Annotated in this window: 24 protein-coding genes; 17 read left to right on the plus strand and 7 right to left on the minus strand. The window is 69.4% G+C overall.

The genetic code is table 11. From position 1 onward, the window contains the following. Positions 1-132 precede the first annotated feature (132 nt). A complete protein-coding gene (locus RJ03_RS07760) occupies positions 133-1,011 on the plus strand; it encodes a VOC family protein (RefSeq protein ID WP_036499591.1) in 879 nt (292 codons plus the stop codon). A 61-nt stretch (positions 1,012-1,072) separates the two neighbouring features. Here the strand turns inward: RJ03_RS07760 and RJ03_RS07765 are convergent, their stop codons facing one another. Continuing rightward, positions 1,073-2,764, minus strand: coding sequence for a nitroreductase family deazaflavin-dependent oxidoreductase (locus RJ03_RS07765; RefSeq protein ID WP_036499594.1), 1,692 nt, complete (start codon positions 2,762-2,764; stop codon positions 1,073-1,075). Positions 2,765-2,893: 129 nt separating this feature from the next. On the opposite strand from RJ03_RS07765, the gene RJ03_RS07770 reads away from it, so the two are divergent. Continuing rightward, the gene (locus RJ03_RS07770) at positions 2,894-3,460 is read left to right on the plus strand and encodes a TetR/AcrR family transcriptional regulator (RefSeq protein ID WP_036499596.1); all 567 of its coding nucleotides are present in this window, start codon (positions 2,894-2,896) and stop codon (positions 3,458-3,460) included. 115 nt (positions 3,461-3,575) lie between these two features. On the opposite strand, the gene RJ03_RS07775 is transcribed toward RJ03_RS07770, so the two are convergent. The 3 genes from RJ03_RS07775 to RJ03_RS07785 form a co-directional block, all read right to left on the minus strand. Then, positions 3,576-4,430, minus strand: a complete 855-nt coding sequence (locus RJ03_RS07775) for a ribokinase (protein WP_036499598.1) — start codon at positions 4,428-4,430, stop codon at positions 3,576-3,578. A 49-nt stretch (positions 4,431-4,479) separates the two neighbouring features. Beyond that, positions 4,480-4,938, minus strand: a complete 459-nt coding sequence (locus RJ03_RS07780) for an SRPBCC family protein (RefSeq protein WP_036499600.1) — start codon at positions 4,936-4,938, stop codon at positions 4,480-4,482. An 82-nt stretch (positions 4,939-5,020) separates the two neighbouring features. Then, entirely contained in the window at positions 5,021-6,616 is a 1,596-nt protein-coding gene (locus RJ03_RS07785; RefSeq protein WP_036499603.1) for an MFS transporter, read from the minus strand. A gap of 91 nt (positions 6,617-6,707) precedes the next feature. Here RJ03_RS07785 and RJ03_RS07790 point away from each other — a divergent pair, with 91 nt between their 5' ends. The 13 genes from RJ03_RS07790 (at position 6,708) to holA (ending at position 19,697) form a co-directional block, all read left to right on the plus strand. Then, entirely contained in the window at positions 6,708-7,976 is a 1,269-nt protein-coding gene (locus RJ03_RS07790; protein ID WP_036499605.1) for a glutamate-5-semialdehyde dehydrogenase, read from the plus strand. Between the two features lie 157 nt (positions 7,977-8,133). Next, the gene (locus tag RJ03_RS07795; RefSeq protein WP_036499607.1) at positions 8,134-9,027 is read left to right on the plus strand and encodes an AAA family ATPase; all 894 of its coding nucleotides are present in this window, start codon (positions 8,134-8,136) and stop codon (positions 9,025-9,027) included. A 48-nt stretch (positions 9,028-9,075) separates the two neighbouring features. Further along, positions 9,076-10,521 (plus strand): vWA domain-containing protein, encoded by a 1,446-nt coding sequence (locus tag RJ03_RS07800; protein WP_036499633.1) that lies wholly within the window; start codon positions 9,076-9,078, stop codon positions 10,519-10,521. Positions 10,522-10,536: 15 nt separating this feature from the next. Then, positions 10,537-10,872 carry an MmcQ/YjbR family DNA-binding protein gene (locus RJ03_RS07805; protein WP_036499611.1) on the plus strand — a complete coding sequence of 112 codons (336 nt, stop codon included), beginning with the start codon at positions 10,537-10,539 and terminating at the stop codon, positions 10,870-10,872. A 285-nt stretch (positions 10,873-11,157) separates the two neighbouring features. Continuing rightward, on the plus strand, positions 11,158-11,745 hold the full coding sequence (locus tag RJ03_RS07810; protein ID WP_157163373.1) for a hypothetical protein: 588 nt from the start codon (positions 11,158-11,160) through the stop codon (positions 11,743-11,745). A gap of 156 nt (positions 11,746-11,901) precedes the next feature. Continuing rightward, positions 11,902-12,543, plus strand: a complete 642-nt coding sequence (gene nadD / locus RJ03_RS07815; protein ID WP_083870660.1) for a nicotinate-nucleotide adenylyltransferase — start codon at positions 11,902-11,904, stop codon at positions 12,541-12,543. After that, complete coding sequence (gene rsfS / locus RJ03_RS07820) at positions 12,540-12,944, plus strand: ribosome silencing factor (protein ID WP_036499618.1); 405 nt, start codon at positions 12,540-12,542, stop codon at positions 12,942-12,944. The genes nadD and rsfS overlap by 4 nt, the downstream gene beginning before the upstream one ends. 131 nt (positions 12,945-13,075) lie before the next feature. After that, positions 13,076-13,717, plus strand: coding sequence for a histidine phosphatase family protein (locus tag RJ03_RS07825; RefSeq protein WP_036499638.1), 642 nt, complete (start codon positions 13,076-13,078; stop codon positions 13,715-13,717). Positions 13,718-14,096: 379 nt separating this feature from the next. After that, positions 14,097-14,852, plus strand: a complete 756-nt coding sequence (octT, locus tag RJ03_RS07830) for a diglucosylglycerate octanoyltransferase (RefSeq protein ID WP_036499640.1) — start codon at positions 14,097-14,099, stop codon at positions 14,850-14,852. A 17-nt stretch (positions 14,853-14,869) separates the two neighbouring features. Next, entirely contained in the window at positions 14,870-15,712 is an 843-nt protein-coding gene (locus RJ03_RS07835; protein ID WP_036499620.1) for a DegV family protein, read from the plus strand. Between the two features lie 135 nt (positions 15,713-15,847). After that, the gene (locus RJ03_RS07840) at positions 15,848-17,062 is read left to right on the plus strand and encodes a ComEA family DNA-binding protein (protein ID WP_218000937.1); all 1,215 of its coding nucleotides are present in this window, start codon (positions 15,848-15,850) and stop codon (positions 17,060-17,062) included. Continuing rightward, positions 17,059-18,726 carry a ComEC/Rec2 family competence protein gene (locus tag RJ03_RS07845; protein WP_245552210.1) on the plus strand — a complete coding sequence of 556 codons (1,668 nt, stop codon included), beginning with the start codon at positions 17,059-17,061 and terminating at the stop codon, positions 18,724-18,726. Before RJ03_RS07840 ends, RJ03_RS07845 begins: the two co-directional genes overlap by 4 nt. Then, positions 18,723-19,697 (plus strand): DNA polymerase III subunit delta, encoded by a 975-nt coding sequence (holA, locus tag RJ03_RS07850; protein WP_036499624.1) that lies wholly within the window; start codon positions 18,723-18,725, stop codon positions 19,695-19,697. Before RJ03_RS07845 ends, holA begins: the two co-directional genes overlap by 4 nt. 106 nt (positions 19,698-19,803) lie before the next feature. On the opposite strand, the gene RJ03_RS07855 is transcribed toward holA, so the two are convergent. Further along, positions 19,804-20,820, minus strand: a complete 1,017-nt coding sequence (locus tag RJ03_RS07855) for a phosphatidylinositol-specific phospholipase C domain-containing protein (RefSeq protein WP_036499625.1) — start codon at positions 20,818-20,820, stop codon at positions 19,804-19,806. A 199-nt stretch (positions 20,821-21,019) separates the two neighbouring features. Then, positions 21,020-21,283 carry a 30S ribosomal protein S20 gene (gene rpsT / locus RJ03_RS07860; RefSeq protein ID WP_036499626.1) on the minus strand — a complete coding sequence of 88 codons (264 nt, stop codon included), beginning with the start codon at positions 21,281-21,283 and terminating at the stop codon, positions 21,020-21,022. A gap of 333 nt (positions 21,284-21,616) precedes the next feature. Here rpsT and RJ03_RS07865 point away from each other — a divergent pair, with 333 nt between their 5' ends. Continuing rightward, a complete protein-coding gene (locus RJ03_RS07865) occupies positions 21,617-22,408 on the plus strand; it encodes an aquaporin (protein ID WP_036499628.1) in 792 nt (263 codons plus the stop codon). Between the two features lie 55 nt (positions 22,409-22,463). On the opposite strand, the gene RJ03_RS07870 is transcribed toward RJ03_RS07865, so the two are convergent. Beyond that, on the minus strand, positions 22,464-23,033 hold the full coding sequence (locus tag RJ03_RS07870) for a type II toxin-antitoxin system PemK/MazF family toxin (RefSeq protein WP_036499630.1): 570 nt from the start codon (positions 23,031-23,033) through the stop codon (positions 22,464-22,466). Between the two features lie 223 nt (positions 23,034-23,256). On the opposite strand from RJ03_RS07870, the gene lepA reads away from it, so the two are divergent. Then, a complete protein-coding gene (lepA, locus tag RJ03_RS07875; protein WP_083870661.1) occupies positions 23,257-25,098 on the plus strand; it encodes a translation elongation factor 4 in 1,842 nt (613 codons plus the stop codon). Positions 25,099-25,152: the final 54 nt, after the last annotated feature.

Genomic DNA, 25,152 nt, shown 5'->3' on the forward strand with positions numbered 1-25,152 from the left:
TGCGCCGCAACGAGGTCCTCGAGGAGGAGGATCTCGCCGAGGGCTATGTGCTGGCCTGTCAGGCGGTACCGGTCACCGACGACGTTTCGATCAGTTATTCCTGAACCACCCGACCCCTTGCAAGGAGTGCAAATGGCCGCCGTCAGCTCGCTCGGATATGTCCGGGCGCAGATCGCCGATGTCGCCGCGTGGCGTGAATTCGCCTTCGACACCATCGGATTCGCCGAAGGGTCGGGCCCCAACCCGGAATCGATCTACCTGCGGACGGACGAGCACACCTACCGCCTCGAACTGGTTCCGGGCGATCGCGACGAGGTGATCGCCGTCGGCTGGCAGGTCGCCGACCGGCGTTCGCTGACGCTGGTGCGCGAAACCCTCGCCGCGGCCGGGATCGAGGTCACCGAGCTGACCCTCGCCGAATCCGCCGCGCGCCACGTCGAGGAGGCGATCAGCTTCACCGATCCCGCCGGATTCACCGTCGAGGTCTTCCACGGCCCCCTGCTCGACCACAGCCCGGTGGTCGGCAAGTATGGACACCGTTTCGTCTCCGGCGATCTGGGGCTCGGCCACGTCGTGCTGCCGGTGCCCGATATCGAGGCGGCGCGGCAGTTCTACACCGAGGTGCTGGACTTCGCCTCGCGCGGTTCGTTCCGGGTCGGTCCGCCCGAACATCCGATCTGGATCCGGTTCATGGGTGTCAATCCCCGCCACCACAGCCTGGCGCTGATTCCCGGCGGCCGCGGCGACGGTCCGGGCATCGTGCACGTGATGGTGGAGGTCGACGCGCTCGACGATGTCGGCCGGGCGCTCGACCGGGTGACCAAGGCGGGCTACCACCTGTCCTCGACACTCGGCCGCCACACCAACGACAAGATGATCTCCTTCTACGTCCGCACCCCGGGCGGCTGGGACCTCGAATTCGGTTGCGAGGGAATGCTCGTGGGCGAGGACTATGTCGCGGAGGAGATGACGGCCGACAGCTACTGGGGCCACGAATGGGCGCGCGGCTGAGCGGCCGTCACCACTGCCCGGCGGCCGGCACGCGGTGACGCGAACCGGCCGTCGCGGGGTCCTACGCGTCGGTGAAGGTGACCCGCACGGAGATCGGATCGGTCTGCAGGGCGGCGAATCCGGCGGCGGTCAGCGGTGCGAGCGCCGGATGCGGGGCGAAGGCGCGGGCCCGGGCGACCACATCGTCGTCCGGGCGCAGCTCGGCCGTGGCCGCGCGCCAGGTTCCGTTGTGCCGCAATCGCACCGAGGGATTGGCGCGGACATTGTTGCCCCAGCCCGACCGCATCCCGTGCTGGCAGATGATCCAGGCGCCGTCGTCGTCGAACAGCACCGATACCGGAACCCGCCGTGGCTGACCGGATTTGCGGCCGACGGTCTCCAGTTCGGTCGCGAAGGTGGACCGCACACCGATCCGGTCCAGTGCGGCGAATCCGGGATTGACCAGATAGCGGCCGACCGCGCGCTCGATCCGGAACTTCGTCGACTTCCGGTCGCCACCGGTCGTTCCGCGCCGCGAGCGGAACGCGTCGAACCCGTTGCGGCGCAGCATGGTCAGCGCCGTCGACCACGGTGAGCGAGCCGGATCCGGATCGAGCCCGGCGCCGAGGCGATGCAGCTGATCGGTATGCCATTGCAGATCCAGGGCGCCGTCGACGGCGCGCAGAGTGCCGCTGCGGGCGACGCGGCCGCGCAGGCCGAGCGAAATCGACGGCGGCCGAAGCTCTTCCGTGCCGCCGGTGAGCAGATCGGCGGCGGCGGTGGGGTACACCGTGGTGGGGCGGCCCAGTCCGGCCACATCGCAGGCGCCGGAATCGACCGCACCGGCCATCGCCGCCCGGCTGCGGAAGCCGCCGGTGACCGCCATCGGCACCGTGGTCGCGAGCCGGCGTACCGTCTCCGCGTACTCGAGGAAGTAGGCCTCGCGTGCCCGGGTACTCGCCGCCGCATCGCGGGACCGGCCCATCATCGCCGGGGATTCGTAACTGCCGCCGCTGATTTCGATCAGATCCAGCGGTTGCGCGGCCAACTGCTGGACCACCGCCCGCGATTCGTCCTCGGTGAAACCGCCGCGCTGGAAATCCGCCGAATTCAGTTTGACGGCCACCGCGAAGCCCGGCTGGACCGCCGCGCGGACGGCGGAGACCACCTCGAGCAGGAAACGCGCCCGGCGTGGCGCGTCACCGCCCCAGTCGTCGGTGCGCTGATTGGCCAGCGGCGACAGGAACTGCGACACCAGGTAGCCGTGGGCGCCGTGGATCTGGACTCCGTCGAAACCGGCCGATTCCGCGATTCGCGCCGCGTCGGCGAAGCGCCGGATCAGATCGTGGATGTCGGCGTCGGTGAGCGCGCGCGGCGTGGGCAGTCCCGGTACTCCCGACGCGATCGCCGAGGGCGCCACCGGCCGCTGTCGGGTGGCCAGCGGATTGGCTTGGCGGCCGGGATGATTCAGCTGCATCCAGATCGGGGTGCCGCCGTCCTTGGCGGCCTTCGCCCACCGCGTCAGCGCCGCGAGATCGCGATCGTCGTCGACGACGACATTGCCCGGCTCGCCGAGCTGGGTGCGGTCGATCATCACGTTGCCGGTGACGATCAGTCCGTAGCCGCCCGCTCCCCAGCGGCGATACAGCCGGACCAGCCGCTCGTCGGGCGCGTGCGCCGCGGTGCCGAGCCCCTCGCTGAGCGCCGACTTCATGATCCGGTTGGGAAGCACCTGGCCGCAGGGCAGGGGAAGGGGGTCGTGCAGTCCGGTCATGCCTATCCTCCAGGGCGCGGATCGGAAATGAGGTATACCGATCGGTATAGTCGGCAGAGTAGTACACCGATCGGTCTAGGGCAACGGTAGGCTGGACCGGACAAGGTGCGTGAGGAAAGGGGTCGCATCATGGGAGCCCGCGACCGGCTCATCGACAGCGCCGTGGATCTGATGCGCAGTAACGGTGTGGCCGGCACCGGTATCGCGCAGCTGCTCGACCACAGCGGCATCTCGCGCCGCTCGGTGTATCTCAACTTCCCCGGCGGCAAATCGGAACTGATCGCCGAGGCGACCCGCGCCGCCGGCGCCGCCTACAGCGCTCTGCTGCGCACGATCACCGCCGGGGCCGACGTGGCCTCGTGTGTCGGCGCCTTCCCGGCCCTCTGGCGCGAAAAACTCGCGACCAGCGACTTCACCGCCGGATGTCCGATCGTCGCGGCCGCGCTGGGCCGGTCGGAGGCGCCCGACGCGGCCGACGCCGCCGGGGCGACCTTCACCGAATGGGAGACCATTCTCGCCGAACGCCTCGAAACCGAGGACGTCGCACCGGATCTCGCGATATCGCTGGCCACCACGGTGGTCGCGGCGCTCGAGGGGGCGGTGATCCTGTCCCTGGCGACCCGTTCGATGGCGCCGCTGGAACGGGTGGGCGCCCAGATGTCGGAACTCATCGCTCGCCACACCGCCGCGCCGTAGTTTCGTCGCAGGGCTTCGGAGCGCACACCGGTTGTGTGCGGCGGCGGTGGATCGACGTCGTGGGCCGGCGCGGGCACGACGGCCGGGCTCCGCACAGCCCCGGCGTCACCGGCGGTTATTCGGCCAGTGCCCGCTCGATCGCCGCGGCGGTGGGGATGGACGCGGTGGCGCCGACGACGGTGGTGGCCAGGGCGCCGGCGGTGCAGGCCCACGCCAGAGCGGTGGCGGGGCCCTCGTGCCAGTGTGCGGCGAGTGCGCCGGTGAACGTGTCCCCGGCACCGGTCGTGTCGACCACGTCGACCCGGACGCCGGGGTGGGTCAGCTCGCCCTCGGGTCCGCGATAGGTCGCGCCGTCGCCGCCACGGGTGATCAGCACGTGCGGGACCACCCGGAGTTCCGAATTCCAGTGCGCCGCTTCGCCCTTGTTGACCACCGCGATGTCGACCGCCTCCCACAGCTCCGATGGCAGTGATCGCACCGGGGACGGATTGAGCAGTACGAGAGTGCCGTGGTCGCGGGCGCAGCGGGCGGCGTCGAGCACCGTGGCCACCGGGATCTCCAACTGGCACAGCATGATATCCGCATCGGCGATGAGGGCGCGGTCCCCGTCGGTGAGGTCCGAGAGCGCCGCATTGGCTCCACCGACCACGATGATCGTATTCTCGCCGGTCTCGTCGACCACGATGGTGGCAGTTCCGCTGGACCCCTCGACGGTGCGCAGTCCCGCGGTCCCGACCTGGTTGTCCTCGAGCACCTTCCGCAGTTCGGCGCCGAAGACGTCGGTGCCGATCGCGCCGACGAAATCGACCGCCGCGCCCGCGCGCCGGGCGGCGATCGCCTGGTTCGCGCCCTTTCCGCCGGGCACCGTGGCGAAGGTGGTGCCGAGGACGGTCTCACCGGCCTGCGGCCGCCGCGGTGTGCGCGTCACCAGATCCATGTTGATGCTGCCGACCACTGCGATCCGTGCCATGCACGCACCGTAACCCGCCGCGGTGCGGACGGACCGAACGTCGCCGTGATCAGGCGCGGTCGACCGCCGATGCCAGCGCGGCCAGCCGGTCGATGGACCCGAGCAGTTTGTCGGACGTCGTCGCGCGGGCTCGGGGCAGCCGGACCTCGTCGGTCAGCCGGGTCCAGTCGTAGGTGTGCCGCACGAGCGTCCGGCTCTCGTCGACGGGTTCCAGTTCCCAGCGCCACAGATGTCCCGGCGGGCGCTGCCCGGGTTCCGCGGGCAGCCAGGCGATCCGGCGCCCCTCCTCGAACTCCACCACGTGATTCTCGCGCACGCTCCCGTTGGTGAGTGTCATCGCGAAGACCTCGCCCACACTCCGCACGCGCTGCCCGGTCTCCGCCCGGTCGAGATTGTCGTTCCCGTCCCATCGCGGCTGCTGCGCCGGATCGGCGATCAATTCGAAGATGTGCCCGGCCGGCGCGGCGACTTCGCGCTCCGCCGACACCACCCTGTCGATATCTGCCATGCGACCATCGAATCATTCACCGGCAGCGGCGACAACGCGGCCACGACTATCGTTCGCGCACAGCCCTTTCGGTGTGCGCGTCCTATTCCTGGTCGCCGACCGGGCCGGACGTCGCTTCGGCGTGCCGGGGCTCCAGGGGCGGGCCGGTCACCGGGCAGTTGATCTTGCATTGCGGCGTGGCGTCGGGACTCGCGTCCCGCAGCGCGTCGTCGCGGACGGTGACCACGGTCAGCGCCGCGGCCGCGGCCATGACGATCGCGCAGATGAGCATCGCCTCGCGGAATCCGTGTTCGAAGGCGGCGGGGTCGGTGTAGGCGGCGCCGGTGAGGCCGGTGAGCGGCGGGATCGCCGCCACCGCGAGCAGTCCGGCCGCTCGGGCGACAGCGTTGTTGACGCCGCTGGCCACCCCCGCGTGCCGTTCGTCGGCGGTCGCCAGCACGGTCGCGGTCAGCGGTGCGACGGCCAGGGTGAGACCCAGGCCGAAGACGAGGGCGGCGGGCAGCACGTCGGCGACATAGGAGGCGTCGGGGCCGATCCGCATCATCAGCAGCATCCCGGCGGCCGCCAGCAGGACACCCGCGGTGATCGGGATGCGCGGTCCGATGCGCTGCGCCAGATCGCCCGAGCGCGCGGAGAACAGCAGCATCAGCACGGTCGAGGGCAGCATCGCGGTCCCGGCCGCCATCGGACTGAAACCGGCCACCACCTGCAGGGTCAGCACCAGCAGGAAGAACACCACGCCCATCGCGCCGTACATCACGAAGGTGACGGCGTTGATCGCGCTGAACTGCCGCGAGGCGAAGATCTCGACCGGCAGCATCGGCGGCGGCCCGCCGTGGGGCCCGGGCGCCTCGTACCGTGCCGACCGCCGCCGCTCGACGACGACGAAGGCCACTCCGGCGAGCACGCCGATCGCCGCCGTCGCCACCACGGCCGTCCGGCTGCTCCCGTGTTCGGGGGCCATGGTCAGCGCATAGGTGATGCCTGCCAGGCACAGTGCCGCGAGGAATGCCCCCAGCACGTCGAACCCCTCGTGTGCCGGGCCGCCGGATTCGGGAGCGGGGCGGGTGGATGCCGAGCCGTCGGCCGCGCCGGAACCGTAGGTCTCCGGCACGTGCCGCACCGCGACCAGCACCACCACCGCCGCCAGCGGAATGTTCAGCAGGAACACCCAGCGCCACCCGGCCGCGCCGACCAGCCATCCGCCCAGGAAGGGCCCGATCGCGCCGGCCACCCCGCCGAGCCCGGACCACGCGCCGACCGCGCGGGCGCGATCCGATTTCGCGAACGACGCCTGGATGATCGCCAGCGAACCGGGGGTCAGCAGCGCACCGCCCACTCCCTGCAGCGCGCGGGCCGCGATGAGCATCGGAATACCTTGTGCCGCACCGCAGAGCGCCGAGGCCAACGCGAACCACACCACGCCGACGACGAAGATCCGCCGCCGCCCGAACCGGTCACCCAGCGATCCGCCGAGCAGAATCAGCCCGGCCAGCGTGAGCGTGTACGCGTTCACCGTCCACTGCAGACCCGCCATCGAGGCGCCGAATTCCGCACCGATGCGGGGGAGTGCGACATTGACCACGGTCGCGTCCAGCATCGCCATTCCCGAACCCAGCACCGTGGCCAGCAGCACCCAACGACCCGAACCCGAGGACAACCGGATGGTGGCGACCATGAGGACACGGTAGCGGTGGGCACCGACGCAAGCGCGCGTTCGGCGGTTATCCGCCGACGGCGTCCGCGACCCGGTCAGTAGGCTGTTCACCATGACTGCTGGAACTGTCGGCGAAGTGGATACCGTGCGCGAAGCGGTGCACGAGGCGGCGCGGCGGGCTCGGGTGGCGTCGCGGACGCTGGCACAGCTGACGACCGCGCAGAAGGATGCGGCCCTGCACGCCGCGGCCGATGCGCTGCTCGCGCACAAGGATGCCGTCCTGGCCGCCAATGCCGAAGACATCGCGACCGCGGAGTCGGGCGGAACCGCGGCCTCGCTGCTGGATCGCCTGCGGCTGACCGAGCCGCGCATCGACGGCATCGCCTCCGGATTGCGTCAGGTCGCCGGTCTGCCGGATCCGGTCGGAGAGGTACTGCGCGGTTCGACGCTGGCCAACGGACTCGAGATCCGGCAGGTGCGCGTGCCGCTGGGCGTGGTCGGCATGGTCTACGAGGCCCGTCCGAACGTCACCGTCGATGCCTTCGGCCTGGCGTTGAAGTCCGGTAACGCGGCCCTGCTGCGCGGGTCGTCCTCGGCGGCGCGGTCGAACGCGGCTCTGGTCGAGGTCATGCGGGAAGCCCTTGTGGCCCAGGGCCTTCCGGCCGACGCGGTGCAACTGCTGCCGAGTGAGGATCGCTCCAGCGTCACCCATCTGATCCAGGCCCGCGGCCTGGTGGACGTGGTCATCCCGCGCGGTGGCGCCGGACTGATCAACGCGGTGGTGCGCGACGCGCGGGTCCCGACCATCGAAACCGGCACCGGCAACTGTCACGTCTATGTGCACGCCGCCGCCGATCTCGAGATGGCGGAATCGATTCTGCTGAACTCCAAGACCCGCCGTCCCAGCGTGTGCAATACCGCCGAGACCGTGCTCATCGATCGCGCGATCGCCGAGACCGCGGTCCCGCGTCTGATCGGCGCGCTGGAACAGGCGCAGGTCACCATCCACGGCGATCTGCCCGGCCTGGTTCCCGCGACCGACGAGGATTGGGCCGACGAATATCTGTCGCTGGATATCGCGCTCAAGGTCGTCGACGATCTCGATGCCGCGGTCGACCACATCAACGAGTGGGGCACCGGCCACACCGAGGCCATCGTGACCGCCGATCTGAAGGCGGCCCGCGAATTCACCGCCCGGGTGGACGCGGCAGCGGTGATGGTGAACGCCTCCACCGCGTTCACCGACGGCGAGCAGTTCGGATTCGGCGCGGAGATCGGCATCTCCACGCAGAAGTTGCACGCCCGCGGTCCGATGGCGCTGCCGGAGCTGACCTCCACCAAGTGGATCGTCTGGGGCGACGGCCAGATTCGGCCGAGCTGAACCCGTCCGGGCCGGCCCGTCGCTGCCCGGTCCGGCCTGTGGTCTCGCCGACACCGGAGTATCGAACCCGGCCCGCGGGTGTGTACCGTCGTGATCAGCTGTTCTTTACGGTGCATACCTGCAGTGGGCTGCGCTGTTCCCGAAGGAGGGCCCAACTGTGCAGACGACCGTGCACGAGCCGATTTTCGCCTCGGTCGACGATGTGATCGACCGTCTGGCCACCACCGGCTACCTGGCCGACAAGGCCACCGCCACCTCGGTGTTCCTGGCCGACCGGCTCGGCAAGCCGTTGCTGATCGAGGGACCCGCCGGCGTCGGCAAGACCGAATTGTCGCGAGCGGTTGCCCAGGTCGCCGATGCCGAACTGGTTCGCCTGCAGTGCTACGAGGGGATCGACGAGGCGCGTGCGCTGTACGAGTGGAATCACGCCAAGCAGATTCTGCGCATCCAGTCGGCGACTTCCGGTGGGTCGGATTCGGGTAACGCCTGGGCCGACACCAAAGCAGATGTGTTCAGCGAGGAATTCCTGCTGCAGCGCCCGCTGCTGACCGCGATCCGGCGCACCGACCCGACCGTGCTGCTGATCGACGAGGCGGACAAGGCGGACGTCGAGATCGAGGGCCTGATGTTGGAGGTGCTGAGCGACTTCGCCGTCACCGTCCCGGAACTCGGCACGATCACCGCTACCCGCCGCCCGTTCGTGGTACTCACCTCGAACGCGACCCGCGAACTGTCGGAGGCGTTGAAGCGCCGCTGCCTCTACCTGCACATCGATTTCCCGGACGAGGAACTCGAACGCCGCATCCTCGCCAGCCGGGTGCCGGAGCTGAAACCGGCCGTGGCCGCCCAGCTGGTCCGCGTGGTGCACGTGCTGCGCGGGATGCAGCTGAAGAAGTTGCCGTCGGTCGCCGAATCCATCGACTGGGCCCGGACGCTGCTGGCCCTGGGCCTGAAGGATCTCGACGACAAGACCGTGCGTGCGACGCTCGGTGTGGTGCTCAAACACCAGAGCGACCATCAGCGCGCCCTGGCCGAGCTGAAATTGGCCTGAGCCGTGTCCGGTAAGCGCACCACCCCCCGCACGCTGGTCTCCGCGGCGTTGCGTGGCGGGTCCGCGTCCGCGGCGCAGGGTGCGCCTCACCCCGGGCAGACCGCGCCGCACGGACTCTCCGGACATGTGGTCGGCTTCGTGGAGGCCTTGCGCGCCAGGGGAATTCCGGTCGGGCCGTCGGAAACGGTGGATGCCGGCCGGGTGCTCACCGTGGTCGATCTGATGGATCGCGAGATGCTGCGCGAGGGCCTGGCCTGTGCGCTGCTGCGCCGGCCCACGCAGCGCGCTACCTTCGACGGATTGTTCGAGCTGTGGTTCCCGGCCGCGCTGGGGGAGCGCGCGGGCGCCGACGATATCGAACTGCCGCGGCGCGACGACGGGGAGATCGACCTGTTCGAATTGCGGCGGATGCTGGCCGAGATGCTGGCCGCCGAACCTACGGGTGACCAGACCCGGCAGTTGCAGAATCTGGCCGCGCAGATGGTCGAGCAGATGGGGCAGTACCAGTCGGCGAACGGGCCGTCGTTCTCGGCGTATCAAACGCTCAAAGATGTGCAGCCCGAGGTGCTGATCAGCAAGATCCTCGCGGGATTGGCCGCCGGGCAGAACAATTCGGAGTTCGACACCGAAGTCGCCCGCCGCGCCGCCCGCGAACGGGTCAAGGCCTTCCGCGGCACCGTCGAGGCCGAGACCCGGCGGCGGGTGGCCGAGCGGCTGGGCCGCGAGCGAGTCGCGACCTACGGTGTCCAGCGCCAAGCCGAGGACGCCGACTTCCTGCGCATCTCGGAGAACGAACTGGCCGAACTGCGGCGCGGTTCGCAACGGCTGGCACGCGTCCTGGCGTCCCGCCTGGCCGCTCGCCGGCGCCGTTCCCGGCGCGGCGAAATCGATCTGCGCAAGACGCTGCGCAAGTCCATGTCGACCGGCGGGGTGCCGATCACGCTGCAGACCCGCAAACCGCGGCCCGGCCGCCCGGATCTGGTGCTGCTGTGCGACATCTCGGGATCGGTGGCCGGATTCTCCAGTTTCACCATGCTGCTGGTGGATTCGCTGCGCGAGCAATTCTCGCGGGTGCGGATCTTCGCGTTCGTCGACCAGGTGGACGAGGTGACCCACATCTTCGACCAGGTCACGCCGCTGGACCAGGTGACCCGGCGCATCTTCACCGAGACCGAGGTGGTCGGATTCGAGGGGCACTCGGATTACGGTGCGGCACTGCGCGGTTTCGCGCAGGATTGGCCCGACGTGGTGACCAGCCGCACCTCCCTGCTGATTCTCGGCGACGCCCGCACGAACTATCGGGATCCGGCGCTGAATACGCTGCGCGAACTCGTCCAGGTGGCCAAGCATGCGCACTGGTTGAATCCGGAGGCCGAAAAGATGTGGGGCACCGGTGATTCGGCGGCCAACCGCTACGCCGAGGTCGTCGAGATGCACGAATGCCGGTCGGCGCGCCAGCTGACCGGTGTGGTGAGCAGACTGCTTCCGGTCTAGTCATCGAGGAGGGTCATGAGCGATCTGCTGGGTTACTGCCTCACCAAACCGGGAGCCTGGCGCGACGAACCCTGGGAGGGTGACGTCGTCGCGAAGGTCGGCGACAAGATCTTCGCCTTCGTCAGCCCGGAGACGGTGACGCTCAAATGTGGCCGCAGCCGCCTCGAAGCCGACGAACTGGTGCATATCCATCCCGACGACGTCACCGCCTCCGCGTATATCGGGCGGTACGGCTGGAACACCGTCCGGCTGGGTGGCTCGGTGTCGGATGCGGAGGTGCGCGAACTGATCGATCAGTCCTACGCCGAGGTCGTCGCCAAACTGCCGAAATCCAAGCGACCGACGGGATAGCACGCCGTTTGCCCGGCATCATCAGCGGCTGTTAAGCGCTTTCCAAGCAGGGCCGTCGATCATTCGCGCGTGCCGTGCCCATCGGGGGAGTTCGCCGACGAAATCCCCGCCGACCAGCCGAGCGCCCCTGCGGCGCGACGAATGTCCCGCCACGTGGACGCCGAGCCTCTCGACACCGAGCCCCGCGACTCCGGGCCGCCGCACGACTCGGAGCGCTCCGGCCACGAATCGGCCGCCTCATGTCCGGCACCGACGCCCGCGACGGATGAGCCGAGGCGGGGCGAGATGCGGCTGCGAGCGCGGGAACTGGCGGAGGCCGCGACCGCCCTGCTCGCTACCAGCCCAGCCGCCGCCGAACGAATGTTGCTGCAGGCCTTGGACTGTGGCAGCGGTGTGCTGTCCGGTGAACAACTCGCGCGGCTGTCCTCGCTGGTGGTGACGGCGGTCGCCAATCAGCCGGGCCGGGAGCGCGACCTGGCGGCCGCGGCGGTCGCTGCGGCCGAGAGCTGGACCGGCATCTCCGCCGCCGACGCGGCCCATCACACCCTGCTCGCCGCCCGCGTCCACTATCGCAGCGGTCACCATCGCCTCGCGGCCACCCTGTTCGCCGCTGCCCTCGGCTGCGATGCGCTGCCCTATCCGCCGGAAGAGGTCGCGGTGCTGTACGAGCAGCTCGGGCGGTGCTTGGGACAGTGTTACCGCCACCGTGCCGCGGCACGGGCCTACGCGGCGGGGGCGGCCGCCGTCGCCGGTAGACCCCGGTGGGAGGAACTGCACAGCGACCTGGTCGACGCGGCGTCCCGATCCCGGCACTCGGCGCGCAATCCGGCCGCGATGGTCCGGGCGTATCTGTCGTCGCGGCGAGCACGGTGAGCACCCCCGGGTCGCCGCCGTTTCCCTCGCCGCGGCGACGGGCCTCGTCTCGGCGCCTTTGAACCGGTCCGGAATCGGCATCTCCCGAGTACTCCGGAGCCGGATCGGCCGACGAGACCCGACCCCGCGCGGGCCCGCCCAGTAAGCTCGGCATTCGTGCAAAACACAGGCCGGCGCAAACTGGGCGTGATGGGCGGTACGTTCGATCCGATCCATCACGGGCACCTGGTTGCCGCCAGTGAGGTCGCCAACCGCTTCGACCTCGATGAAGTGATCTTCGTACCCACCGGGCAGCCGTGGCAGAAGTCCTCGCGGCAGGTTTCACCGGCGGAGGACCGCTATCTGATGACGGTCATCGCCACCGCGTCCAATCCCCGGTTCTCGGTCAGCCGTGCCGACATCGACCGGGAAAAGGCCACCTACACCGTCGATACCCTTCGTGACCTGCAGAATCAGCATCCGGACGCGGATCTGTACTTCATCACGGGTGCGGACGCGCTGGCCAGCATCCTGACATGGCAGGATTGGGCGGAACTGTTCGAGCTGGCGAAGTTCGTCGGGGTGAGCCGTCCGGGGTACGAATTGAATGTCGACCACCTCGAGGGACATCTGCGAAATCAGCCGGCCGATGCGGTCACCGTCATCGAGATCCCGGCCCTGGCGATCTCGTCGAGCGAATGCCGTCGCCGTGCCGCCGAGGGGCGCCCGGTGTGGTACCTCGTTCCCGACGGCGTCGTGCAGTACATATCGAAACGGCACCTGTACGTGCCGGGAGGGAACGGAAGGGTGAGTCAATGACGGCATCGGCACAGGCGGTGGAGATGGCGCGGGTCGCCGCGCGGGCCGCCGACGAGAAGCTGGCGACCGACGTCGTCGTCCTCGACGTCTCCGATCAGCTGGTGATCACCGACTGCTTCGTCATCGCCTCCGCGCCGAACGAGCGTCAGGTCAACGCGATCGTCGACAACGTCGAGGAGAAGTTGCGTCTCGCCGGGCACAAGCCGGTCCGCCGCGAGGGCACCCGCGAAGGTCGGTGGGTGCTGCTGGACTACGTCGACGTCGTGGTGCACATCCAGCACAGCGACGAACGCAATTTCTATGCGCTGGAACGGTTGTGGAAGGACTGCCCGCAGGTCGAGGTGCCGGGTCTCGAGGCGCCCGCGCAGGCCCAGGCGAGTGCTGGCGGGGACCCCGAGTGAGCCGCGGACCCGAAGGGGGGACCGCGCGTGATCCCGAGGTGACCGGGGAACGCGCCGTCGACTCCGATGTGAGCGACGCGTCCGAAGGTGTTGCGCCGGCAGCGGGTTCGCGGGCGTCGAAATATCCGGGCGTGCGTCGGCTGATCCTGCTGCGACACGGGCAGACGGAATGGAATGCCGCCGACCGCATGCAGGGCCAGATCGACACCGAGCTCAGCGAATTGGGCCGGAGCCAGGCGAAAGACGCTGCGCGCGAGCTGGTTTCCCAGGACGCCGTCGCGATCGTCTCCTCGGATCTGCGCCGCGCCTACGACACCGCACTGGCACTGGCCGAGCACAGCGGACTCGAGGTCGTGCGGGATGCGCGGCTGCGGGAGACCAGCCTCGGCGACTGGGAAGGTCTCGACCACCTCGAGGTGGACGCTCGGTATCCGGGCGCGCGCAAGGCGTGGCGGCTGGATCCCACGGTCACGCCGCCGGGCGGGGAGAGCAAACTCGAGGTCGGCGCGCGGGCGCTGCCGGTGGTTCGCGAGCTGTTCGCCGAGCGTGCGGACTGGCCCGGCCGTACCATCATCCTGGTCGCGCACGGCGGGCTGATCGCAGCCCTGACCGCCGCGCTGCTGGAACTGCCCGAGCACAAATGGCCGATCCTGGGCGGATTGGCCAATACCAGCTGGGTGCAGCTGAGCAGCCACGGTCCGGGCATCGAGCAGCCGGGTTGGCGGCTGGATGTGTGGAATGCGGCGGCGAAGGTAGCACCTGATGTCCTCTGAACGCTCCTCCGACGACCGGGACGAACCGGTCCGGCAGGTATCCGACGAACTGTTGCGCAAGGCATCCGAAGGGCCGGTCCGACGGCTGCCGGACGCGCTGTTCGGCGGTCCGGTCACGCCGGTCGACCCGGCCGGGGAATCCGACGCCGCCTCCGAGTCGGGCGATGCGGACGACGACGGGGGCTCGACCGGTCCGCCGGCCGTTGTCGCGGATGCGCCCACCGAGTCAGAGGAGAATGCGGAACCGGCCGCGGGCGCACGGGAAGACAGCGTGCCCGGCGGTTCCGAGACGACACCGTCCACCGCTACGCACGCCGTCTCCGGCGATGCGGCGGTAGCTGATGACGCCGACGCGGTCTCCGTGGATGCGCAGCCGAGCATCGGCGATACGGCCGGCGCACCCGAGGCTTCGGCGCGACCGGTTCTGGTCGTGATCGCGGATTCGCTGTCGTACTTCGGCCCGAAGGGCGGCCTGCCCGCCGATCATCCGCGCATCTGGCCGAATCTGGTTGCCGCGGAACTCGATTGGGATGTCGAATTGGTGGCGCGGATCGGCTGGACCTGTCGCGACGCCTATTGGGCGCTCATCGGCGATCCGCGCGTATGGGCCGCGGTGCCGCGCGCGGGAGCGGTCGTCCTTGCCACCGGCGGCATGGACACGCTGCCCTCGCCGCTGCCCACGGCGCTGCGCGAGATGATCCGGTATCTGCGCCCGCCGGTGCTGCGCCGGCAGGTGCGCACCGGATATCAGTGGCTGCAACCGCGGCTGTCCAAACTCGGTCGCCCCGTGGCACTTCCGCCGCGCGTGAGCATCGACTACCTGGAACAGTCACGGCATGCGCTGGCCCAGTTGCGGCCGGATCTGCCCGTGGTCTCGGTGCTGCCTTCCGTCCACGACTGCGAGGCCTACGGCAAGGTGCACACGGGGCGTGCCCCCGCGGTGCGCGCGCTACAGGAGTGGTCGGCGAAAACCGGTGTGCCGCTGGTGGATCTGGGTGATGCCGTGCGCGACGACATCTTCTCGGGCGAGGCGAATCCGGACGGGATCCACTGGGGCTGGGAGGGGCATGCGGCGGTGGCGCGAGCCATGGTGAAGGTGCTGTCGGAGGTGCGTTCGGTCGAGGCCGGTGCATGAATCGGTTCGGATAGCCGATGACCGTCGTGGTGGTCACGGATTCGGCGGCGAGCGTACCCGCCGCACTGGTATCGGAATTGGGCATCGTGGTGGTGCCGCTGCATGTGCTGGTCGACGATCGGGCGATCGCCGAGGGCGTCGACGACTGCGAGATCGACTACGGCGCGTCCACGGTGACGACCTCGTCCGCCTCTCCCGGTGAATTGCGCGCCGCCTACGAGCGCGCTCTGGAGCTCAGCGCGGGCGACGGTGTCGTGGCCGTGCATATTTCGCGACAGCTGTCGGCGACCTGGGAAGCCGGCCGCCAAGCCGTGCAGGATATGGATGCCGCCGACCGGGTGCGCCTGGTGGATTCGCTGAGCGCGGGCCTGGGCACCGGGCTGCCCGTACTCGCCGCCGCCCGCCGCGCGCGATCGGGTGCGGTGCTGGACGTCGTCTACGACACTGCGGTCGCCGCCGCCGGGCGATCGCGCACGTTCATCGTCGTCAATCGGACCGAGCAGCTGCGTCGCGGCGGACGGCTCAGCACCGCGGCCATGTTCTTCGGAACCGAGCTGGTGACCAAGCCGATACTCCAGATCGTCGACGGCAAACTGGAGCTGCGGGAGAAGGCCCGCACCCGGTCCAAGGCATACGCGAAACTCGTTGCGGCAGCGGTGGATGCGGCCGGTGACGACGGGGCGGCGGTGGCCGTGCAGCATCTCGGTGCCGCCTCCGCGGCGGCGACCATCGCCGGACAGCTCGGCGAACTCATCCCCGGCATGCGGGAACTCGTGACCGCCGAATTCGGTCCCACGCTCGGCGTGCACGTGGGCACCGGGGCAGTCGGCGTTCTGGTGGTCCCCGGCGGCTGCGGCTGAGCGTCTACCATCGCCGGCCGACGAACTTCGTCGCCGCGCCGGAGGTTGTCCACAGCTCAGCCGCTGTCCCCAGACATTCCGAAACCCCAGTTCGCGCACCGAGTCACGCCCCGCCGCGCACTTACGGTCACCGTCATGGCGCGACACGAGGATCGGACCCTACTGCGGCAGCGACTGCACGACGTATCACCCGGAACGGCAACGCTCGGCACCCTGGCCCCCGGCCCGGGTGACCCGACCCACGACGGGCTGTGGGACCTCGCCCGATCACCCGCGGACTCGGCGGAGCAGCGCCGCGACCCCTCGGGCAGCCCCTCCGGAAGCCGTGATTTCCGGATGCGCGGTAGCGAATCGGGGCCGTCCGCCGGTGTGCGGGCCGGCGACCACGGCGGGACGTGGCCGAGGCGCCCGTATTCGCCGAACCGTATCCGGCAGCGGCGCGACGACGCCGCGTCGCATCCTTCGAGTGCGGGAGCCCGCGAGCGACACGACGGTGTCGGTCGGGACGGCGACGAAGGTCCCGCGGCGAACGGCGCGGGGGTGGTATTCCCCGAGGCGCCGGAGAGTCCGCGAATTCCGCAGTGGCTCAGCGAACCGGTGGGATCGGTGACGATCTGGCAGCGGCTCGTTCCGGAGCGATTCCGGGGAGTTCGCGTGGATCCCGGGCGCAAAGGAGTGTGGGTGCTGGCCGGTGCCGGCGTGGCGGCGGTGATCGTGGCGGCGGCCGCCGCGCACCGAGACGATCCGGTGGCGGCGCCGGTGGCGCCGCTACCGGCAGTGCGCACGGAGGCTGCCGAAACCTCGGTTGTCCCCGCGGCGGTGGACGGCCCCGGACTGGCTGTGCGGTCCGATCCGCCGGGCCGGGCGACGCCGTCGCCGGCTTCCGGCGGCGATCTGGTGGTCAGCGTCATCGGTTTGGTCGAACATCCCGGTCTGCTGCATCTCGCACCAGGAACACGGGTCGCCGACGCCGTCGCGGTGGCAGTGGCGAGGGAGGGTGCGGACCTCGCCGGGCTGAATCTCGCCCAGCGGCTCGCCGACGGCGACCAGATCGTCGTCGGAGAGCCGGGTCCCGCGAGCGGTCCGCGCCTCGGCAGCATGGTCGTTGCGGGCGCCTCGCATCCGGCCGCGACGTCGGGCGCCGCCTCCCCACCGGGGCACAAGGTCAACCTCAACACGGCGACGGAACAGGATCTCGACTCCCTGACCGGGGTGGGTCCCACCACCGCCGCGGCCATCATCGGCTGGCGCAACCGGCACGGCCGTTTCACCAGCATCGACCAGCTCGCCGAAGTCACCGGCATCGGCCCCGCCAAGCTCAACCGCCTCCGCGACCAGGTCACCCTGTGAACCGCGGCGAATCGACGCACGCTCGGCACCGGCACGAACACGTCGCGAACTCCGGCCACGGCGGCGTCGAACGCATGACGGTCGGGGCGGCCGGCACTCCGTTGGACGCGCGGCTGCTTCCCGCCGCGCTGGGGTGCTGGGCCGTGACCATCGTGGGCATCACGCTGGGGTGGCGAGCCGGGATGTGGGTGTGCGCGGGGCTGGGGCTCTCGGTGGCCGGAACGGGAATCATTCTGGCGCGGAGCCGATTCCGTGCTTCGCATCGAGCGGCATGGTGGGTGGTGCTGGCCGCGCTGCTGGCGTCGGCGGGGTTCGGGGTGGCGGCGTCGTGGCAGGCCTACCGGGTGAGCGCCCATCCCCTGGGGCGGCTGGCGGCGGGCAGTGTGGTGACGGCCGAGATGGTGGCCGGAGATCCGAAACCCCTCCCGGCCCACTCCTTCGGTGGGCGGCAATGGACGATGCGCGCGACGATTCGCGAATTCCGTTACGGCGCAACATCCGTACCCGGCGATGCGGCGGTGACGGTGATCATGCCCGAGCGGGTCTGGTCGGATCTGGTGCCGGGGCAGCACGTCACCATCCGGGCTCGGCTCGATCATCCGTGGCGACGTGATCTGACGGTCGCCGTGCTGCGGGCGCAGGGACCGCCCATCCGGGTCGGGACGCGGCCGTGGTGGCAGTCGGCGGCCGCGGTGGTGCGCGGGAATCTGTCCGAGGCGGCCGAACGCGCATTGCCACCGGACGCGGCCGGAGTGCTACCGGGGCTGATCGACGGTGATATCTCCGGGCTGCCGGATCACGTCCGCGAGGACTTCCGGGCTGTCGATCTCACGCATCTGGTCGCCGTGTCGGGGACGAACGTCTCCATCGTGCTCGCCGGTGTCCTGCTCGCGGCCCGAGCTCTGACGCTCGACCCGCGCTGGGGTGCGGTACTCGCCGCGCTGGCGCTCATCGGATTCGTCGTTCTGGCGCGGCCGTCGCCGTCGGTACTGCGGGCGGCTGTGATGGGCGCGATCGCGGTGCTGGCGATGGTGACGGGACGCCGGAAACAGGCGCTGCCGGCCCTGTGTGCCGCGGTGATCGTACTGATCGCGCTCTCACCGCAACTGGCGGTCGATATCGGCTTCGCCCTCTCGGTGCTGGCGACCGCGGGCCTGATCCTGCTGGCGCCGAGCTGGTCGCAGTGGCTCGAACAGCGCGGCTGGCCCGCGCCGGCCGCCGAGGCGTTCGGTGTCGCGGCGGCCGCCTTCGCGGTCACCACGCCGATCATCGCCGCACTCACCGGACATGTCAGCGGGGTGGCGATCGTGGCGAATGTGCTGGTCGAACCCGTCGTCGCGCCGATCACGCTGCTCGGGGTCGGCGCGGCCGCCCTGTCCTGCTGCTGGCAACCGGCCGCGATCTGGGTGCTGAATCTGGCCGAGCCGCCGATGTGGTGGTTGCTCTTCGTCGCCGAACACGCGGCGGCCCTGGGCATTTCGTTGCCGATGCCCGCCGGAGTGTGGGGTGCGGTACTGGCCGGTGCGCTCATCGGCGGTGGTGTCGCGGTGCTCGGGCGCGTGGGCGCGCGCCACACCCGCACGCCCGCGGGTCCGGCGCCGCCACCGGCACCCGGCGACGGGTCGGTGAACCTGTCACCGGCCACCCGTAGGATCGTCCCGTGACCGATCACCTGGCTGCCTTACATCTGGTACTCGGTGAGGAGGAACTGCTCATCGAACGGGCGGTCGCCTCGATCGTGGCGCAGGCGCGGGCCGCGACCAACGATCCCGACGCGATGCCTGTGGATCGGTTGCGGGCGGGCGATGCGAGCTCCGCCGAACTGGCCGAGCTGCTGAGCCCCTCGCTGTTCGCGGAGGATCGGGTGATCGTCCTCGAGGCCGCCGCGGAGGCCGGTAAGGATGCGGTGGCGCTGGTCACCGCGGCCGCCGGTGATCTGCCCGAGGGAGTCGTGCTCGTGGTCCTGCACTCTGGCGGCGGCCGGGCCAAGGCGCTGGCGCCGGCACTGCAGAAGCAGGGCGCCGAGGTGCACACCTGCGCCAAGATCAGTAAGGCGAACGAGCGAAACGAATTCGTACGCAACGAATTCCGCACAGCCGGCGTCCGCGTCTCGGGTGACGTGGTGCAGGCGGTGGTGGAGGCCATCGGATCCGATCTGCGCGAGCTGGCCGCGGCCTGTTCCCAGCTGGCCGCAGATACCGGCGGCAAGGTGGATGTCGACGCGGTGCGCCGGTACTACTCCGGTCGCGCCGAGGTCACCGGATTCGAGGTCGCCGATCTGGCCGTCGCCGGTGACCGGCCCGCGGCCATGGAGGCATTGCGCTGGGCGACCGACCGCGGCGTCCCGGCCGTCCTGCTCGCCGACGCGCTCGCCGACTCCGTGCACACCATCGCGAGGGTCGGATCCGCCGGTCGCGGTGACCCGTTCGCGCTGGCCTCCCAGCTCGGCATGCCGCCCTGGAAGGTGAAGAAGGCGCAGACCCAGGCCCGCGGCTGGACCGCCGCCACCATCGGCAGCGCCCTGCAGGTGGTGGCCGCCCTCAACGCCGACGTCAAAGGCGGTGCGGCCGATACGGATTTCGCGCTCGAACACGCTTTGGCCAGCATCCTGGACCTGCACGCCGCCGCGCACTGAGCCGCGGGCCGAGAGGGCACCGCGCCGAGCGGGCGAGGCGCCGACCGGCCCGGCGCGGCGGTTGCTCGCCGCGCCGCATCGACCGAAACCGAGGTTGCGACCGGAGTCAGCGGTGGTTGTGCGCGATGATCTCGCCGACGAGCGCGGGGCCCGGGAAGTCGGCCATCACTACGCCGGTCGCCGTCCCCGGCCGGGAGCGGAGGTAGTCGAGTGCGTGCTGGTTCTCGTATTCGGCGTAGCGGTGGGGAAATTTCGCCGGGTCGGGGACGCCGGAGGCCGACAGGAAGTCCATCGACAATGCCTGGGTGCCGATAGCCGGTGCCTGCGCGAGATGGGTGGCGGCGGCCGCCCACTTGTCCTCGCGAGTGGGTTTGTCCCACAGATCCTGCGCGTCGATCGGCACGCCCCGGTCGTCGATCCCGTCGGCGCGGATGACGACGATGGTGCCGCGCACGTCACCCAGCCGGGGAATCGCGACGGGGCCGCTCGCCGCTGGTCGCCACACCCGCGGATGCGCGTTCAGGTATCGGTCCAGCAGTGGCGGGTCCGGCGGTAGCCCGCCCGCGTCCTCGCACTGGAACGTCTTGTCCTCGTTCGTGCATTCGGCCTTCACCCGCATCAGGATCGTCTCGCGCGGGTGCCGGTCCAGGAATTGTCCGGTGACCCTCAGCACGTCGTCGAGGCCGGCCTGCTGATAGAAGCTGCCGTGCTGTACGCCGAGATTGCCGGCCTCGTCGCGCCGGACACGGATGTCGAGCGCCCGGATACCGGCCTCGAGCTGGGTGCTCGCGGTCCGCTCCGACGCACAGGTGGGCTCGGTGCAACCGGTATCGAACTTCTCCTGGGTGACCACGGCCGGCCCGGCCTTACCGCCGTGGATCGACAGGGTGTCGTGAGTGCCGGGGATGGACATCGCGCCGAGCGGTGTGCTGTCGGGCAGCGCGCCCATCCAGTCCGGATTGCTCGCGGAATCGAGATGGTCGATCGCGCCGACGGCGGCGGCCTTGGGTATGCCGGCCGATTCGGTGCCGGAGGCGGCGGATGCCGGCGCCGACTGCGCCGCGGCGACCGGTCGCGCGGCCGGGACCGACTGCCCGCATCCTGACGACAGCGCGCACGACACCGCCGCTACCGCTAGAACAAGGCCCGTACTTCGGCTGATCTCCCCACCCCACACGCGGACAACGGTAGCCGACGTGAATCAACGACAAAAGCCGCCGTGGTCATCTGCGATGCAGATCCTCTGCCACGGCGGCGTTGCGAATGCTGTTGTGCGGCAGAACATGCCGCGTCGGTTCCGGCCCCGGCCGGAACCCGGGAGATCAGCCCAGCTTGTTGAGAGCCAGCGAGAGGGCGGACTTCTTGTTGGCGGCCTGGTTGGCGTGGATGACGCCCTTCGAGGCGGCCTTGTCCAGGCTGCGGCTCGCCGAACGCAGCAGCTCGAGCGCCTTGTCCTTCTCGCCCGCCGCGGCGGCCTCGCGGAACTTGCGGATCGAGGTGCGCAGCGAGGACTTCACCGACTGGTTGCGCACCCGCGCCGCCTCGTTGGTGCGGATCCGCTTCATCTGGGACTTGATGTTGGCCACGCCTGTTCCTCTGATTCCTTCTCGTCAGTTGATATGCACTAGATGCTCGTGAAAAGTCTCTGGGCGCACTACACCGAAACGGGTAGCGCCGCGCCGACGATCGAGGTTACCAGCTGGGGTGCCGCGAAGTGAAATCGCTCTACCTGCGCCCGGTGGTCCGGAGGCCGTCCGAGTCTGCGCGGACCGCCCGCGGCATGCGAAGAGGCGCCGTTGTGATCCATCGGCCGCTGCCGTAGCGTCCGAACTGGACGACCGTACCGGTTGTTCGGCGTTATTCCTGAATCTCCGCGTAGTACCGGCTCGAAGCACAGCTCGACAAAGGGAAGGTGGCAGATGTCTCCGACTGCTCAGGAAGTGCTGGAAGATGTGGTCGAGCAGCGGAAAGTACCGCTGGCTCGAAAATTGGGGGCCGAGATGATCGGCACATTCGTCTTGGTCTTCGGCGGCGTCGGTACCGCTGTCTTCGCCGGGAGCCGGGTAGGGGCCCTGGGTATCGCGCTCGCGTTCGGCTTCAGTCTTTTGTTCCTGGTGTACGCGATCGGCCCCATCTCGGGAGCGCATGTCAATCCGGCGGTGACCATCGGTCAGTTGGCGATGGGCAGAATCACCTGGCTGACCGCCGGCTGCTATTGGATCGCGCAACTGGTGGGCGGGTTCGTCGCCGGTGCGGTGATCTTTGCCATCGCCAAGGGCCTGCCGTCCTACAACCGCGCCTCCGACGGTCTGGCCGCCAACGGCTGGGGTGCGCACAGCCCGTCGAGCGTGCAGATGCGCGGACCGATGGCGACGATCACGCGCGAGGGGTACGGCCTGGCGGCTGCCATCACTGTCGAGGTGGTTCTCACCGCGCTGCTGGTCTTCGTGGTCCTGGCCTCGACCGACCGGATCTCGCACGTGCCGATGTCGGGACTCGGCATCGGTATCACCCTCGCGGTGATCCACTTGATCTCGATACCGATCGACAACACCTCCGTGAACCCCGCCCGCAGCCTCGCGGTCGCGCCCTATCAGGACGGCGCCCTCGCGCAGGTCTGGGTTTTCGTGGTGTTCCCGCTGGTCGGCGGTCTGCTGGGCGCGCTGATCTACGGCTCTCTGTTCGGTCGCACCCGGCATCTCACCGACTGATCCGCCGCCGGGGATTACCGGTGGCGTCCGGGCCGGAGTCCGCGGCGGCGGGAATTCAGCCCCAGTTGTACTCCGCGCACAGCCGGTGCGCGACGAGATCGAAGGTCTTGCGCGGGAGAATGGCCCCCTCGCGCCGGATGCCGGCCTCGGGCACATCGAGAACGCGATCCAGCCGGACCCAGCTGTCGCGTCCCTCGTAATCCCAAGGACCCGAACCGATTCCGACCCAGTTGTGCTCGGCGCCGCGCGCCGGATTCGACGACAGCATCAGACCCAGCAAGGTCTTGCGTTCGCGGCCCACGACCAGCACCGGGCGATCCTTGCCGTTGGCCGGATCCTCCTCGAACGGCACCCAGGTCCACACGATCTCGCCCGGATCGGCGCGCCCGTCGAGCTGCGGGCAGTAGACGATCTGGCGGGCACGTTCGCGGGTCGGCACCGGAGTCGAGGCCGCCGGCCGGACCGCGACGGTGTCCTTGCGGCGGCCGCCGAGGGCGCGATCCCACATCGAGGAGCGCTGCATCCGGTCGACGAGTTTCGGCGCCTGCTTCTTGACGATCCTGGGCCCCTGCTCCTTGGCAATGGTCCCCAACTGCTTGCCCAGAGAGCTCCATGTGCTGGCCATATCGGCAGAGCTTAACGGCGAACCGCGCTCGGCTCATCCCTGTCGGATTCGCTTGTGCCGGGCCGGGAATCGGGTGTGCCGCCGCTCACACCGGGGCCGTCGGCCTTCGGAACTGCGTCGTTGCCGCCGATGCCGGGCCGCCGGTGCGTGCACGACCACGCGGTATGCGCACGTAGACTGCCGCATGGCGACTTATCGACTTGTTCACGGGTAGGAGTGTCCCATCAGCACGTTTGCCGACACGACGTTCACCGATCCCTCGCGGATCCGGAACTTCTGCATCATCGCGCATATCGACCACGGCAAGTCCACGCTGGCCGACCGCATGCTGCAGTTGACCGGGGTGGTCGAGGAACGGCAGATGCGTGCGCAGTATCTGGACCGGATGGATATCGAGCGCGAGCGCGGTATCACCATCAAGGCCCAGAATGTGCGGCTGCCCTGGAATGTCGACGGCACGGACTACGTCCTGCATCTGATCGACACGCCTGGTCACGTCGACTTCACCTACGAGGTCTCGCGGGCGCTCGAGGCGTGTGAGGGCGCGATCCTGCTGGTCGACGCCGCCCAGGGCATCGAGGCGCAGACGCTGGCCAATCTGTATCTGGCACTGGACAAGGATCTCGAGGTCATCCCGGTGCTGAACAAGATCGACCTGCCGGCGGCCGATCCGGACCGCTATGCCGCCGAACTCGCCCATATCGTCGGCTGCGAGCCCGAGGACGTGCTGCGCGTATCCGGCAAGACCGGCGTCGGCGTGCCCGAACTGCTCAACAAGGTGATCGAGACGGTTCCGCCGCCGGTCGGCGAGGGCGATGCCCCGGCCCGCGCGCTGATCTTCGACTCGGTCTACGACACCTATCGCGGTGTCGTAACCTACGTGCGTGTGGTGGACGGCAAGCTCACCCCGCGTCAGAAGATCAAGATGATGTCCACCGGCGCCACCCACGAGTTGCTGGAGATCGGCATCGTCTCGCCCGAGCCCAAGCCCACCCAGGGCCTCGGCGTGGGGGAGGTGGGCTATCTCATCACCGGCGTGAAGGACGTCCGTCAATCGAAGGTCGGTGACACCGTCACCACCGCCCGCGACGGCGCCACCGAGGCGCTGACCGGCTATCGCGAGCCGCGTCCGATGGTCTACTCCGGCCTGTATCCGGTCGACGGTTCCGACTATCCGGATCTGCGGGACGCGCTGGACAAACTGCAGCTCAACGATGCCGCGCTCACCTACGTCCCGGAGACCTCGGTCGCGCTAGGCTTCGGTTTCCGCTGTGGTTTCCTCGGACTGCTGCACATGGAGATCACCCGGGAGCGTTTGCAGCGCGAATTCAACCTCGACCTGATCTCGACCGCGCCCAACGTGATCTATCGCGTGATCATGGAGGACGGCACCGAACAGGTCGTCACCAACCCGTCGTTCTGGCCCGAGGGCAAGGTGCGCCAGATCTTCGAACCGGTGACCAAGTGCACGATCATCGCGCCGAGCGAGTTCGTCGGCACCATCATGGAGCTGTGCCAGTCGCGCCGCGGTGAACTGCTCGGCATGGACTATCTGTCCGAGACCCGCGTCGAGATGCGGTACACGCTGCCGATGGCGGAGATCATCTTCGACTTCTTCGATTCGCTGAAGTCGCGCACGCGCGGTTACGCGTCGCTGGATTACGAGGAGGCGGGCGAGCAGGAGGCCGCGCTGGTCAAGGTGGACATCCTGCTGCAGGGCGAGGCTGTCGACGCGTTCTCGGCCATCGTGCACAAGGACGCGGCCCAGGCCTACGGCCACAAGATGACCACCAAACTGCGCGAGCTCATTCCGCGGCAGCAGTTCGAGGTGCCGATCCAGGCGGCGATCGGCTCGAAGGTCATCGCGCGCGAGAACATCCGCGCGATCCGCAAGGACGTGCTGGCCAAGTGCTACGGCGGTGACATCTCGCGCAAGCGCAAGCTGCTCGAGAAGCAGAAGGAGGGCAAGAAGCGGATGAAGACCATCGGCCGGGTCGATGTTCCGCAGGAGGCCTTCGTGGCCGCGCTCTCCACCGATTCGTCATCGGACAAGCCGAAGAGGTAGTCTCCGAGGTTCCGTGAGATCAGTTGGACCGTTGACCGAGTCGGCGGCCGGTTG

It is taken from the genome of Nocardia aobensis NBRC 100429, assembly GCF_000308375.1.
In the GTDB taxonomy this organism is placed as follows: domain Bacteria; phylum Actinomycetota; class Actinomycetes; order Mycobacteriales; family Mycobacteriaceae; genus Nocardia; species Nocardia aobensis.

Coding starts and splice junctions, on each gene's coding strand:
- RJ03_RS07790 (WP_036499605.1), top strand. CDS start 6,708: ATGACTGCTGGAACTGTCGGCGAAGTGGATACCGTGCGCGAAGCGGTG.
- RJ03_RS07760 (WP_036499591.1), top strand. CDS start 133: ATGGCCGCCGTCAGCTCGCTCGGATATGTCCGGGCGCAGATCGCCGAT.
- RJ03_RS07870 (WP_036499630.1), bottom strand. CDS start 23,033: ATGGCCAGCACATGGAGCTCTCTGGGCAAGCAGTTGGGGACCATTGCC.
- RJ03_RS07840 (WP_218000937.1), top strand. CDS start 15,848: ATGGCGCGACACGAGGATCGGACCCTACTGCGGCAGCGACTGCACGAC.
- RJ03_RS07810 (WP_157163373.1), top strand. CDS start 11,158: ATGCGGCTGCGAGCGCGGGAACTGGCGGAGGCCGCGACCGCCCTGCTC.
- RJ03_RS07780 (WP_036499600.1), bottom strand. CDS start 4,938: ATGGCAGATATCGACAGGGTGGTGTCGGCGGAGCGCGAAGTCGCCGCG.
- RJ03_RS07785 (WP_036499603.1), bottom strand. CDS start 6,616: ATGGTCGCCACCATCCGGTTGTCCTCGGGTTCGGGTCGTTGGGTGCTG.
- RJ03_RS07775 (WP_036499598.1), bottom strand. CDS start 4,430: ATGGCACGGATCGCAGTGGTCGGCAGCATCAACATGGATCTGGTGACG.
- RJ03_RS07765 (WP_036499594.1), bottom strand. CDS start 2,764: ATGACCGGACTGCACGACCCCCTTCCCCTGCCCTGCGGCCAGGTGCTT.
- RJ03_RS07805 (WP_036499611.1), top strand. CDS start 10,537: ATGAGCGATCTGCTGGGTTACTGCCTCACCAAACCGGGAGCCTGGCGC.
- RJ03_RS07770 (WP_036499596.1), top strand. CDS start 2,894: ATGGGAGCCCGCGACCGGCTCATCGACAGCGCCGTGGATCTGATGCGC.
- RJ03_RS07865 (WP_036499628.1), top strand. CDS start 21,617: ATGTCTCCGACTGCTCAGGAAGTGCTGGAAGATGTGGTCGAGCAGCGG.
- rsfS (WP_036499618.1), top strand. CDS start 12,540: ATGACGGCATCGGCACAGGCGGTGGAGATGGCGCGGGTCGCCGCGCGG.
- RJ03_RS07835 (WP_036499620.1), top strand. CDS start 14,870: ATGACCGTCGTGGTGGTCACGGATTCGGCGGCGAGCGTACCCGCCGCA.